This window comes from Bradyrhizobium icense, assembly GCF_001693385.1.
Classification (GTDB): Bacteria; Pseudomonadota; Alphaproteobacteria; order Rhizobiales; family Xanthobacteraceae; genus Bradyrhizobium; species Bradyrhizobium icense.
Genome location: NZ_CP016428.1, coordinates 203,189 through 216,165 on the forward strand (window position 1 = coordinate 203,189; position 12,977 = coordinate 216,165).

Here is a 12,977-nt window from a genome sequence, read left to right on the forward strand (position 1 = left end):
CCGCAAGGTGGCGCGGATGGGGCGCCGGTGCAAGGGAGCAGGCCGCCGTTCCCCCACTTTTGCGGCGAAAAATGGCGGCAGAAAAAAATTCTCCCGCCCCCCAACTCGGGTTTACCCGAGTTGGGCATCATAATTATCGAAGTCGGATAAATCCGACTTCGATTGGATCAGGGCGGGAGAGGCTGGGGAGGAGCAAGGTCCTGTTCCAGCTGGCCGCTATTCCTGCAACTGCCGCTTCAGCGACTCGACCTCTTCGGACAGTGCGGTGTCCCGGGCCACCAGTGCCTCGATCTTGCGCACGGCGTGCAGCACCGTGGTGTGGTCGCGTCCGCCGAACCGGCGTCCGATCTCGGGCAGCGAGCGGAGCGTCAGCGTCTTCGCCAGATACATCGCGACCTGGCGCGGCCGAACCACATTCGCGGTGCGCCGCGACGAGAGCAGGTCCGAACGGCTGACATTGTATTGCCGGGCCACCACCCGCTGGATGTCCTCGATCTTGATGCGCTTGGGTTCCTGCGGACGGATCAGGTCGCGCACCTCGCGCTCGGCCATTTCCAGCGTCACGGGCTGGTTGTTGAGCTTGGAGTGCGCGAGCAGGCGATTGATGGCGCCTTCGAGATCGCGTCCGTTATGGGTGATGGTGCGCGCCAGATAATCCAGCACCGCTTCCGGCACGTCGAAGCTTGCGTGATGCGCACGCGCAGCCGCTACGCGCGATTTCAATATGCCGAGCCGCAGCTCTTCGCCGAGCGAACCCATCTCGACAACGAGACCGCCAGCCAGCCGCGAACGCACGCGGTCGTCGAGGCTCTCGAGATCGGAGGGCGGGCGGTCGGCGGCGATCACCACCTGTCGTCCGGCATCGATCAGCGCGTTCAGCGTGTGGCAGAACTCGGCCTGGGTCGACTTGCCCTGCAGGAACTGCAAGTCGTCGATGACAAGCACGTCGATGCCGCGCAACGCTTCCTTGAACGCCAGCGCCGTCTGCGTCTTCAGCGCTGCGACGAAGCCGTACATGAATTTTTCAGCGGTGAGATAGAGCACCTTGCGCTCGTTCCCCGAATTGCCAGCCCATGTCACGGCCTGCAGCAGATGGGTTTTGCCGAGGCCGACGCCGGCGTGGATGTAGAGCGGGTTGAACATCACGGGATCGCCGCGGCGTCCTTCTGCAACCTGGCGCGCCGCCGCATGGGCGAGGGTATTCGAGCGACCGATTACAAAACTTGCAAAGGTCAGGCGTGGGTCGAGCGGCGAGCCGCCGAGCGCATCATGGCTGGCGGACACCGGCGCAGTGGCAGTCGCGCGCAATTCAGGCGCCGGCCGGCCATTGGTCTGCTCGATACGGCGTTGATCGGCCGGCGCGGTCGGCTCCTTGGCCGGAGCGGCGGATCGCATCGCCGTGCGTACGGTGAGGTCGATCCGGTGCACTTCCGGCATCTCGGCCTGCCAGCAGGTCAGGACACGGTCGGCGTAATGCGCCTGGATCCAGCTCTTGAGGAAGCGGGTCGGCACCGACAGATGGACGCTTTCGTCCTGCACGCCTTCGAGGTCCATGCGCGCAAACCAGCTCGTGTAGACGTCCTCGCCCACACTCGTCCGCAACCGCCCCTTCACGCGCGACCAGCGATCTTGTTCCGTATTTGTCATTGCCTGAGAACTTTTCTGAATGAGTAATAGTGTCTTGCGAAATCGGCTGGCGCGACCTTGCAGGTTTTCTGCCAGACGTGACCTCGGCGCGGCGCTTCAACCACCAGACATGGATCGGGCGTTCGGCGGGATCGCCGTTGCACAGATCAGAGGTTGGATGGAGTGAGAGGCTGCCGCGAGGTCAGCGCGTACTCGACGCGCCGGGCGGAGTTCGCATGGGGGGCGGGCTAAAAGCGTTGCTCAGGGATTCTAAAGCGGTCTCGATGGAAATGAGCGTGCCGAATGTCGCGTTGATTTCGTAAAGCATAGTACCTCCCCCTCTCGCCGCGAGAACGCGCAGCGAGCAACCAGATCACCAGTGTTTTCAAAGCCAGTCTGCCGCTTCCGAACATCCGCTTGTTCGACCGCTGCGTCCGCCGCGTACCTCAGTCTGTCGTCTTCAACACGTTCGCGAGCTACGCGTTCCCAATCGCTGCATCGTCGGTAAGCATCTTATTCCCCTTGTCCGGAACGCGCTTGAAACGTGAGCGCCACGCCGGGAAATTTAGACACAGAACGACCGTTCCCATATTGCTATGAGTTACCAACTCAGCTTCGCTTGGAAAGCGTCGCTAACGCGCACACCGCCGCCGATTTGCACGTCCGCTCTTGGGTCTCATACCGCGCTGGTCAGGAGAGCCTTGAGCGTCGCGAACGAGTAACAAATACACCAAGCGTGATTTCTGACAATCCGTGATTCGACGATGTCGCGTGACTCTTTGGCTATGTTGCAACACTGCAAATGCGACACTCCACACCAAGTTTTTGAATCAGCGCAGAGAATCCCGCGGCGCGAACGAGCGTGACAATTTTCGCCGCACTCGCAAAATTTTTTAAGAAACCGTTACAATCGTGGTTACCGGGACCAATTTTCAAAACGCTTGTCCTCGCTATGTGGATAAGTGATTAGCGAGACGAAGTTTTTCGGAATTGTTTTTGCAGGGTAACCCGCGCCAGCGATGCTGCGGAAGAAGCAGGCGTTGTCTGATCAGGTCAGCCGCCGCGATCGCGTTTCGCGCAAATGCGCATGGCAACGCCGGTGCAATAAGTTGCACCTCGTAAAACCACGGGTGCCCGAAATATGACACGCAACGCGGTGGTCAGCAACGAGACGATTGAATTGTCACGGTCGATCCGGCAGGTGCCTTTCAATGTGTGCCCAAAATCCAACAGGTGGCACGTTCGTGACGAGATGAATTTTGCGCACGCGCCCGGCATGACTGAAAAAGAAAAGCCCGGCGAAGCCGGGCTTTGACGAATATCTATTTCTGTCAGTTCACTTTGCGAGCTTGGCGATCGCATGCGTCAGGCGGGATACCTTCCGACTCGCATTGTTCTTGTGAATGATGTTGCGCTGCGCTGCCTGCATCAGTTCCGGTTCCGCGCGCTTCATCGCTTCGAGCGCTGCATTGCGGTCGCCGCTCTTGATCGCTTCCTCGACGGTGCGGACCGCGCCGCGCATCTGGGTGCGGCGCGACTTGTTGACGATGGTGCGGCGGGCAATCTTGCGGGTCGCCTTTTTGGCGGAAGTGGTATTGGCCATGTTCTCAACTATCCTTCGGCTGTCATCGCTCGGGTGGTCGGCCCTTGAGCGCGCCGGCCGTTCAAATTGCGTGATCGCTGGTTGTATTTTCCAAGGTGTTCGTAACCTAAGCCGTTCTTGAGGATGCCATGGACGGAAGCCAAAATGCTCCCGCAAGCGGCGCTGCTCAAAGAACAGCGGCGGCGGGATTGCGCCCGCCGCCATTGGGGGTCTTATAGAGGGCGCGTCCTGCACCGTCAACGCCTTCCGGCCTCCCCGAAAGGCCGGAAAGGCGGCGGAAAGGGGCGCGTAAGGTGCTGACAAGGTTGAATTTCCGGGGTGTCCCCGGTATTGGCTGACGGCCTTTTGGGGGCGACAGATATAAGGTGATACATGATCCGCGGTTTTTTCCGGCTTATCGGCCTGCTCCTTCTGGCCGGCGGATTCATCTTCATGGTCTATGACGGTGCCCGTTTCGTTGCCGACCAGACCCTGCGGTTTACCCGGTTCGGCCAGTTCTGGAACGACGTCCATCAGTCCAGCCAGCTTGCGCTTCGGACCTGGGTCGAGGGTACCGCGCCCTGGCTTTGGAACAGTGTCATAAGGGTCCTGCTGGATCAGCCGGTTTTCGCCGTGCTGGGCGTGGTCGGCATTCTGCTCATGATCCTGTTCCGGCCCCGCAAGCCGCTGATCGGCTATTCGCGGGACTAACCCGGCCGGCGCCCGCCCCGGGGCCAGGTAACAGGGCTGCGGTAACAGGCGTAAAGACATATATAGAAGTCCAACCGGCCGATGCCGTCGTCGCGTCCGCCGATGTCCCGCCTGGAGGTGCTCCATGTTGTTCATGCGCAAGACCACCGCGTTGCCGAGTGCAGCCGAGGCGCTGCCGGGCCGTGCCACTCCGATACCGACCGCGACCACGCATTTCGTTAACGGCCGCAAGCTGCAGCCGCCCTATCCTGGGGGCCTCGAACAGGCGGTGTTTGGCCTCGGCTGCTTCTGGGGCGCAGAGCGCAAGTTCTGGGAGCTCGGCGACGGCATCTATGCGACCGCGGTTGGCTATGCCGGCGGGCATACGCCCAATCCGACCTATGAAGAGGTCTGTTCGGGCCGTACCGGCCATACCGAAGTGGTGCTGGTCGTGTTCGATCCGAAGAAGGTCTCCTACGAGCAGCTCCTGAAGACGTTCTGGGAAAATCACAACCCGACGCAGGGCATGCGGCAGGGCAACGATGTCGGTACTCAGTATCGCTCGGCGATCTACACGTTCGGCGACGCGCAGCGGCAAGCCGCCGATGCGTCGAAGGCTATGTACCAGAAGGCGCTGGCGGCGAAGGGGCTGGGTGCCATCACCACCGAGATTGCGCCAGCGGGCGATTTCTATTTCGCCGAGGACTATCATCAGCAATATCTCGCCAAGAACCCGGCGGGCTATTGCGGATTGGGCGGTACCGGCGTGTCCTGCCCGATCGGCGTCGGCGTGAGTGCTTGATTCTTGCTTCTCTCCCTCTCCCCGTGAAGAACGGGAGAGGGAGCTTTGAGCGCCGGCGTCGCGCCCCACCTTCCAAAACCCTTTATTAACCATACCCGGTGCAAGACTAGAGCTGTCTCGCTTTGAGGGATGGCTCTGGTGCGGGTTGTGCACGCGTTTCGAATACCGATCACTGCGATCATCACTGCGCTCGCTCTGTCGGGCTGCATGCGCACGACCGGGCCGGTTGCGGTCGCACCGCCGGGCGATCTCGACCAGATGGCCTATGGCCAGCCCAACAGTCCGCCGCCGCGGACGGCCGCGGCCGATTCCGGCGGCGGCGCCATCGGCGCACTTCGCGCCGCCTTTGCTTCAGCGCCGCGTGCAGCATCAGCACCCGCCGTCGTTGCCGCGCCGGTCGCTTATGCCGAACCCGCGCCCGTGCGATACGACGCGGCCTATCATCTCGATGCCGGCGACAAGCTGCGCGTCGTCGTCTATGGCCAGGAGGGACTAACCAACACCTACGCGATCGACGCTGGCGGCGCGATCACGATGCCGCTGATCGGCTCGGTGCGGGCGCGCGGCCGCACCACGGCGGGACTGGCGGAAGAGATATCAGCGAAATTGCGCCGCGGATTCATCAGGGAGCCTTCGGTCGCGGTGGAGATCGAAGCTTATCGGCCGTTCTTCATTCTCGGCGAAGTCGCAGCCCCGGGGCAATATCCCTACGTGCCGAACATGACGGTCGAGAGCGCGGTGGCGATCGCCGGCGGCTTCTCGCCGCGCGCCCGCCGCGACAGCGTCACGGTCACCCACACCGATGCCTCGGGAACGTCGCGCTTCGTCGTACCGCCCGGCAGCCCGATCAGCCCCGGCGATACCGTGCTCGTCAGCGAGCGCTGGTTCTAGAACGCGAAGCCTTTCCATCATCGCATGGTCATTCTGACACCGCTCCTTTCCTGAGCATTGGTGTCAGGCAAATGCCTTGCATTTGACCAAGAAAATTCACCATCCGTTTCGCGCAGAGGTGGCCACTCCGTTCTGCACCATGTCGCGGGAGTAATCTGACAAACTGGTCTAACTTGCAGTGGCAGACGTGCGGTTTCGCACGTGCCTGGAGTTCTTTTGGTGTCCTGCATCAGCGTCGGGCCGCTCCGGTGCGATGAATTGGCGCTATGCGCTGAATACGTTCGAAACCATGTTCCATCTTGCGCTGCAGCGATGTAGAAAGCCGTCGTTCAAATCTAGGCGCGCCGGTTTGTCGGTAGAGTGCCTGCAATCCGGAGTGTGACCATGAACTATCATTTGCCGGTCCGCGTGGTGCGTGCGATGACTGCGGCAGCGTTGCTCGCTTCCATCGCCGTGACCGCTTTGTGCGCCTCTTCGCATCAAGCATCGGCGGCGGATCCCTATCCGAGCCGCCGCATCACCTTCGTGGTGCCCTATCCTGCGGGCGGCGCCACCGATGTCCTGGCCCGCTTGCTGGCCAACAAGCTGCAGGAGTCGTGGAAGCAGACCGTCCTCGTGGAGAATAAGTCGGGCGGCGGCGGCGTGGTCGGCAACGACCACGTGGCCAAGGCGCAGCCCGACGGCTACACCGTGCTGATCGGCATTACGCAGATCATTCAGGCGCCGAGCCTCGTTTCGAAATTGCCCTACGACGTCTTCAAGGATCTCGCGCCGGTCACCCAGATTGCGCTGTCGACGATCGTTCTGGTGGTCCCCGAGCAGCAGCCGATCAAGTCCGTCAAGGAGCTGATCGATTATGCCAAGGCGAACCCCGGCAAGCCTTACGGCACCTTCGGCAACGCCACGACGTCTCACCTCTACGGCGAATTGCTCAAGAAGACCGCCAATATCGACATGACCCATGTCCCCTATCGCGGCTCGGCGCCTCTCACGAACGACTTGCTCGCGAACACGGTTACCTCGGCGTTCCAGGACCTGACCACGGCGAGCGCGCAAATCAAGGCGGGCAAGCTCAGGCCGTTGGCGGTTGGCGGCGAAAAGCGCCGGACTGCCTTGCCCGACGTGCCGACGATGGCCGAACTCGGTTACCCCGGCTTTGAAATCGAAGGCTGGCTCGGCGTGTTCGTACCCGCCGCAACGCCCAAGGAGATTGTGAAGAAGCTTTCCGATGAGCTCGCCCGCATCATCGCCTCGCCCGAGGGCGTCGCCGGGATCGAGACGCTCAGCCTCGTGCCGGTGGGTGGATCGGCGGAAGCGTTCGAGAAAGTCCTGCGCCGCGACTACGAGAAATGGGCCGATGTCGCGAAGGCCACCGGCGTCAAGGGCGAGTGAGGCTTTAGTTGATGTCCGTCATTCCGGGATGGTCCGAAGGGCCAGACCTCAGATGCGCAATTGCGCATCGGGGAATCTCGAGATTCTGGGGTGCGCAATTGCGCACCATAGTTCACGCGAAGACGCGCGCCCCGAAGTGACGCCCTCCGGGCGTCACTTCAAATGGTTCTCAAAAAACGCCAGGCTCCGCGGCCAGGCGATGTCTGCGCTGGCCTTGTCGTAGCTGGACCGTTCGTCGCAGTGAAAGCCGTGCTGCGCGCCGGGATAGATATGGACTTCGACCTCCGGCCGCTTGGCCTTGATGGTTTCGACGTCGGTTAGCGGAATGCCCGCATCCTTTTCGCCGAAATGCAGTTGCGTCGGCACTTGCGGCTTGTCGTCGGCAAAGCGGACGACGGCGCCGCCGTAATAGCCGACCGCGGCAGATAGGCCCGACAGCTTGGTCGCTGCCGCATAGGCGATGCTGCCGCCGAGGCAGAAGCCGATGATGCCGACCGCGCCGACATCCCTCACGGCGTCGATCGCGGCCTGGGTATCGCGCAGCATCGCGGCCCAATCCGGATTGGCGATGAATTTTCGCGCCGTCGCAATCTCGTCGGGCGAATAGCCGCATTGGAAGTTGGGTTGGGTGCGATCGAAGATCGACGGCGCGATCGCGACATAGCCTTTGGCCGCGAGACGGTCGCAAACCGAGCGAATGTGGTGATTGACGCCAAAAATCTCCTGGATCACCACGATGGCCGCTTTCGGCGCACCTGCAGGATCGGCGCGATAGCCGCCCAGTTTGAAACCGTCCGAGGCCGTCAGTTCGATATCCTGTCCCACGGGTCATCCATTTGCGTTTGAGTTGCACGAAGTCGATTGGGTAAAGGCTTGTCCAACCGCGGCTACTGCCACATCCAGTTGTGACCCCAGTCGCCCTTCCAGCCGGCCAACCTGCCCTTACGGAATTGCAGAAAGAGCCGGTCTTTCTTGTAGAACAGTCCGCTGCCGCCGATGTTGCGGAACGCGAGGAAGATTTCATCGCCCCGCCGGCCGCGGACGTAATTGAGCGGGACGCCGAGTGCGTGCGCGGCCGCATTGGCATCCATGCCGAACGCCAGCGGGATGTTGTTCGACAGCGTCTCGGTGAACGGTGGTGGGTAGGGGCCGCCGATCGGCGGCAAGTGCTGCGCGGCAGCTTGCGTGACGCCGCTTGCGATCAGGGCGAGGACAACAGCGGCTGTCTTCATGATGCGGCTTTCTGTGGTGCCTTGGCGTTGAGGCCATCGAGGAACGGCAGCACGGCGTCGACGAAGGCCTGCGGCTGGTCGATGTTGACGGCGTGGCCGGCGGCCGGGATCACCACCTTCTGCGCACCGGGAATCCTGGCCGCCATGTAGTCGGAAGCGGCGAGGAACGGCGTGTCGTCGGCGCCGACCACGATCAGCGACGGCACCTTGATATCGGGCAGGGATTCGATCACGCGGGCATCGCGCTGGGTCAGCATGCCGCGCGCGGCGCGTGCCAGGCCCGATGCGTCGCGATGGGTGACGCTGGAGCGTTCGCGGCTGGCCGATTTCAGGACCTCCAGGCCCTCGCGCTCGAAGCGGTCTCCGGTGTCGTATGCGCGCTTGTTCCAGACCTCGCGTGCCTCGTCCTTCTTGAAGCCGGGGCCGGTGTCGATGATCAGCAGCGCGCGGACGCGCTCGGGATGGGCGCGGTAGAACGCCAGCGACATGTAGCCGCCGAGCGAGAGCCCGCCGATGACTGCCTGCTCGGCGCCGACGGCATCGAGCAGCGCCGCCATGTCGGCCACCGTCAGCGCTTCGCTATAGGCTGCGGGGTCGTCGGGATAGTCCGACTGGCCATGGCCGCGCATGTCCCACAGAACGAGCTTGTGATGCTTCGATAGCGCAGCGATCTGCCCCTGCCACATCCCACAGGTCGACGAATAGCCGTGGGTCAAGAGCAACGGTGGGCCGGAGCCGTGAACCTCGTAATAGATGCGAACTCCGTCACGATCGATTGTCGGCATTGCGGCTCCCTAGGAGTTCCCGTGCAATTGTCGGCCTCATCCTAACGCGATCTGATCGGGATTGGGAAATGCGGAAAGCGAGGGTGGTGCCTGCGCATTGTTATGACCTTGTTGACGGCAGCCCGCATTGCTCCATCGCGAACTGTGAGCAAAGCGGCGACGAGCATCGGCTCGCGATCTCGGCCGCTTCAATGTTTCAACCTTATCCTCCTTCATGTTCGACAGAACCCGTAAGCCAATCCGGCAAGTGCAGTTGCCGCACGAATGCCCGCAGCAAGCATGGCGTCTGACGCGGCGCGAACACGCGCGATCGCGCTCGTCATCCGCTTTCTCAGATGATGACGCCGTGGGACGGCGCGCGGCGGCGCATCACGAACCGCTAAAATTTTAGCGTTCACATTAGGCTGTATTCACAATGCCTCTTAAGGCCCGGGGAACTCCTTATCCGCTAGCCTCGGTTGCAAGTCATCATCGCTAGGGGTCTGGGGTTTCATGACATCCGCAACCAACAAAGCTTCGACGAGGCGCCGGCTGCTGCTCGCTTCGGATCGGAGCGATCAAAGCAGCGAACTCGCCAGCATTCTGCGATCCGTCGGCCAGGTCGACACCATCGCGACGTCTGACATTCCCGACAGCCCGGAACGGGACCTGGCGGGCATCGTGGTCGACATCAACCTGCGTTCCGCCGAGAGCGTGCAACTGGTGCGCAACAAGCTGCGAGCTGAGGCCTATCGCGAGATGCCGCGGCTGTTCGTGCTGGCGGATGCGCTGCATCACGGATCGATGCAGGCCTGGGCGCTCGGCGCCACCGACACGATCGCGCGGCCGTTCGACGCGCAAGGCATCCTGCAGCGGATCCGCGCCGCGTTTCCGGACAGCGACGGATTTGACGAGACCGATCGCGGCAAGGCCCTGAACAGGGGCGTCGAGGCGGCGCATGCCGTGATGGTCAAGATCTTCGAAAAGCTTCCGGCCGGCGTTCCCCTAAAGTTCAGCGACATCATCGAGGCCGAGAACAAGATTCTCAAGGCGATCAGGCATTCATCCTTGCGGGAATGGCTGACGGCGGTCGGCTGCCACCACACCGGCAGCTACCGCCATTGCCTCTTCGTCACCGGCTTTGCGGTCGCGTATGCGCAGCATCTCGGCATGCGCGACGACGACCAGCGCCGTCTCGCCCGCGCAGCACTGTTGCACGACGTCGGCAAGGCATTCATTCCGGTGGCGATCCTGGACAAGCCGGGTCCGTTGACCCTGGAAGAGATGGAAGAGATGCGCCAGCATCCGCGCCGCGGCTATGACGCGCTGGCCGCCCAAGGCGGCTTCCCGCCCGAAATGCTGGACGTGGTGCTGCACCACCATGAATTCCTCGATGGCACAGGCTATCCCAACGGCCTGAGCGGCAAGGAGATCAGCGACATCGTGAGGCTGACCACGATCGTGGATATCTACGCCGCCCTCGTCGAGAAGCGCGCCTACCGGCTGCAGTTCACCCACGCCCGGGCCTACGGCATGATGGAAGAAATGGGCGACAAGCTCGACCAGCATCTGCTGCACGCCTTCCGCCCGGTGGCGTTCGGGTATTATTGAGCGTCCGATTCTCCGCCGTCGTTCCGGGATGGCCCGAAGGACCAGACCCGAAATCTCGAGATTCTCAGGTGCGCAATTGCGCACCATAGTTCGCTTCGCGCCCCGGAATGACGGGCCGTTCGGCACTCACCCCAGCATCTTCCGCAACTCCGCCTTTGCCACCTTTTCCAGCGTCGAGCGCGGCATGTCGTCGACGAAGTGAATCTCGCGCGGCACCTTGAAGTCGGCGAGCCCGCTGCGGCAGGCGGCCATCACGGTGTCGTGCAGATCAGGCGGGGCGCCCGCCACACCGGCCTGCGGAATGATGAACACGACGGGCACTTCGTCCAGCATCGGGTGCTTCTTCGCTACCACCGCGGCCTCACGCACGCCGGGCACGACCGCGATCACCTGCTCGATCTCGGAGGCCGCGACGTTCTCGCCGCCGACCTTCAACATGTCCTTGGTACGGTCGCCGAACTTGATGAAGCCGTTATCGAGCAGCGTGACGCGGTCGCCGGTGATGAAGTAGCCGTGCTCGTCGAAACTTTCGCGCGTGGCTTGTTCGTTGTGCAGATATTCTGAAAACAGCGACAGGCCGGGAATGCCCCTGATCAGGAGATTGCCGGTGCCGCCGACTTGTGTCGGCGTGCCGTCGTCCTCGACGATGCGGATCTGATATTCCGGCGCCGCACGGCCGATCGACATCGGCGTATTGGGCTGGTCGACCTCGCCGACGATGCCGTGTGTGATGGTTTCCGTCATGCCCCACCAGCCGATCGTCTTGACGCCGAATGCCGCAAACGGCGGCGGCTCGGATACCGCAGTGCCCCACAGCCGGAATTTGTGGTTCTTCGGAACCTCGTGTTCCAGCAGCGCCTTCATGCAGAAGGGAATCGTCGAGGTCCAGGTGCAGTTGTGCTTGAGCGCCACGCCCCAGAAGCGGCTGGCCGAAAACCGCGGCTGAATCACGCAGGTTGCGCCGACCCAAAGCGATGCCAGCATCGAATAGGCGAGCGCGTTGGTGTGAAACAGCGGCAGATAGGTCTGGTGCACGTCGCCCGCGTGCAGGTCTTCATGTGCGGCGTTGATCTTGGCGCCCCACAATGCGTTGGCATGCGTCCACAGCACCGCCTTCGGCCGTGACGTGGTGCCGGAGGTATATTGCACGCTGCACGGCGCGAACGGATCGGTTAAGCGGCGCGACCGGTCGGCGCTGTCGGTGAAGAGTTGCTCAAAGCTGTCGCCGCGCGACGTGCCTCGCGCCGGCGTACTGCCAGCGTCGTGCGAGATCACGGCGATCCAGCGCAGGCCGCGGCAATTGGCCGAGATCAGCTCGGCATAGGCTGGCTGGGTGATGGCGGCGACCGCGCCGCAATGACCGGCGAAATATTCCATCTCGGCTGCCGCCGAGCGGGTGTTGGTGGTGACCGCGATCGCGCCGAGTTCGACGCAGGCGAACCAGGTCAGCATGGCCTCGATGCAATTGTCGAGATGGATCAGGACGTATTCGCCGGGCTTGACGCCGCGTTTGGCGAGGCCAGCGGAAAGTTGGCCAACCCGCTCGTGGAATTCGCCGTAAGACCAACTTCGCGCGGGCCCCTCGAATGGCGCCCAGATCAGGAACGGATGGCTGCGGCGACTCTCGGCGCGCATCCGCAGCAGCCACGGCACGTCGAGTCCTGCGAATGGTCCGACAATGCCCGGTGCGGCCTGTGAAAGTGGCATGATTCCTCCCGTGCCGCGTTATGGCGGCTTTTGGTTCTTGCTTGGGAGTAGTTCTGCCATCGGAAGGCGCGATGGGCAAATCGGGAATTGCGGTCGCGCTCTCTCCCCGTCATTGCGAGCCAACGGCTCGCGCGAATGCGCGCCCGATGACAGGCTCCGCGAAGCAATCCATACCTGCCGCGGGGAGGGTATGGATTGCTTCGCCGCTACGTTCCTCGCAATGACGGGAGGGAGTGGCGCGTTACTTCACCTCATCCTCATACGACGAAATCTCGATCAAGCTGCCGTCCGGATCCCGGCAATAGACCGAGCGCAGCGTGCCGCGGGCGCCTTGCTTGGCGACCGGGCCCTCCTCGATCGCGACGCCGTTGGCCTTCAGATGCGCCACGACATCGTCTGGCGTGCTCGACGTCAGGAAACACAGATCGTCGCTGCCAGCGGTTTCGTGGTCGGCGGTGAACCACTCGACCTTGTCGGCGTCGCGCGGCCGCACGTTGATCTTCTGGTTACCAAACACCAGCGAGGTCCGCGGCGTTTTGCCCGGACCCGGATCGAACACCTTGACCTCCATGCCGAGGATCTTCCGGTACCACTCGGCGGAACGCGCGACGTCCGACACATTGATGACGAGATGGTCGAGAGCGTTAACCCTGACGGACATGCCTTATCCTTTTGTTGTG

At 62.6% G+C, this 12,977-nt stretch carries 13 protein-coding genes; 6 read left to right on the forward strand and 7 right to left on the reverse strand.

Annotated elements, in window-relative coordinates:
- Positions 1–216: 216 nt before the first annotated feature.
- Positions 217–1,647 (reverse strand): chromosomal replication initiator protein DnaA, encoded by a 1,431-nt coding sequence (gene dnaA, locus LMTR13_RS01000; RefSeq protein WP_065726301.1) that lies wholly within the window; start codon positions 1,645–1,647, stop codon positions 217–219.
- A gap of 1,120 nt (positions 1,648–2,767) precedes the next feature.
- Here dnaA and LMTR13_RS40160 point away from each other — a divergent pair.
- On the forward strand, positions 2,768–2,941 hold the full coding sequence (locus LMTR13_RS40160) for a hypothetical protein (RefSeq protein WP_156795379.1): 174 nt from the start codon (positions 2,768–2,770) through the stop codon (positions 2,939–2,941).
- A gap of 21 nt (positions 2,942–2,962) precedes the next feature.
- On the opposite strand, the gene rpsT is transcribed toward LMTR13_RS40160, so the two are convergent.
- A complete protein-coding gene (gene rpsT / locus LMTR13_RS01005; protein ID WP_028347803.1) occupies positions 2,963–3,229 on the reverse strand; it encodes a 30S ribosomal protein S20 in 267 nt (88 codons plus the stop codon).
- Positions 3,230–3,601: 372 nt separating this feature from the next.
- Here rpsT and LMTR13_RS01010 point away from each other — a divergent pair, with 372 nt between their 5' ends.
- The 4 genes from LMTR13_RS01010 (at position 3,602) to LMTR13_RS01025 (ending at position 6,983) form a co-directional block, all read left to right on the forward strand.
- Positions 3,602–3,919 carry a hypothetical protein gene (locus LMTR13_RS01010; protein ID WP_065726302.1) on the forward strand — a complete coding sequence of 106 codons (318 nt, stop codon included), beginning with the start codon at positions 3,602–3,604 and terminating at the stop codon, positions 3,917–3,919.
- Between the two features lie 124 nt (positions 3,920–4,043).
- Entirely contained in the window at positions 4,044–4,700 is a 657-nt protein-coding gene (gene msrA, locus LMTR13_RS01015) for a peptide-methionine (S)-S-oxide reductase MsrA (protein ID WP_065726303.1), read from the forward strand.
- A 129-nt stretch (positions 4,701–4,829) separates the two neighbouring features.
- Entirely contained in the window at positions 4,830–5,591 is a 762-nt protein-coding gene (locus LMTR13_RS01020) for a polysaccharide biosynthesis/export family protein (RefSeq protein ID WP_156795380.1), read from the forward strand.
- A gap of 384 nt (positions 5,592–5,975) precedes the next feature.
- Positions 5,976–6,983 carry a Bug family tripartite tricarboxylate transporter substrate binding protein gene (locus tag LMTR13_RS01025; protein ID WP_083218581.1) on the forward strand — a complete coding sequence of 336 codons (1,008 nt, stop codon included), beginning with the start codon at positions 5,976–5,978 and terminating at the stop codon, positions 6,981–6,983.
- 153 nt (positions 6,984–7,136) lie between these two features.
- Here the strand turns inward: LMTR13_RS01025 and LMTR13_RS01030 are convergent, their stop codons facing one another.
- From LMTR13_RS01030 to LMTR13_RS01040, 3 genes are all read right to left on the reverse strand, one after another.
- Positions 7,137–7,808, reverse strand: coding sequence for a dienelactone hydrolase family protein (locus LMTR13_RS01030; RefSeq protein ID WP_065726304.1), 672 nt, complete (start codon positions 7,806–7,808; stop codon positions 7,137–7,139).
- A gap of 62 nt (positions 7,809–7,870) precedes the next feature.
- Positions 7,871–8,215: a hypothetical protein gene (locus LMTR13_RS01035; protein WP_065726305.1), complete on the reverse strand. Its 345-nt coding sequence runs from the start codon at positions 8,213–8,215 to the stop codon at positions 7,871–7,873.
- Complete coding sequence (locus LMTR13_RS01040) at positions 8,212–9,000, reverse strand: alpha/beta fold hydrolase (protein WP_065726306.1); 789 nt, start codon at positions 8,998–9,000, stop codon at positions 8,212–8,214. The genes LMTR13_RS01035 and LMTR13_RS01040 overlap by 4 nt, the downstream gene beginning before the upstream one ends.
- Positions 9,001–9,492: 492 nt before the next feature.
- Between LMTR13_RS01040 and LMTR13_RS01045 the strand changes: the two genes are divergently transcribed.
- Positions 9,493–10,590 (forward strand): HD-GYP domain-containing protein, encoded by a 1,098-nt coding sequence (locus LMTR13_RS01045; protein WP_065726307.1) that lies wholly within the window; start codon positions 9,493–9,495, stop codon positions 10,588–10,590.
- A 126-nt stretch (positions 10,591–10,716) separates the two neighbouring features.
- Here the strand turns inward: LMTR13_RS01045 and LMTR13_RS01050 are convergent, their stop codons facing one another.
- Positions 10,717–12,297: an AMP-binding protein gene (locus LMTR13_RS01050; protein WP_065726308.1), complete on the reverse strand. Its 1,581-nt coding sequence runs from the start codon at positions 12,295–12,297 to the stop codon at positions 10,717–10,719.
- Between the two features lie 241 nt (positions 12,298–12,538).
- The gene (locus LMTR13_RS01055; RefSeq protein WP_065726309.1) at positions 12,539–12,958 is read right to left on the reverse strand and encodes a VOC family protein; all 420 of its coding nucleotides are present in this window, start codon (positions 12,956–12,958) and stop codon (positions 12,539–12,541) included.
- Between the last annotated feature and the right edge of the window lie 19 nt (positions 12,959–12,977).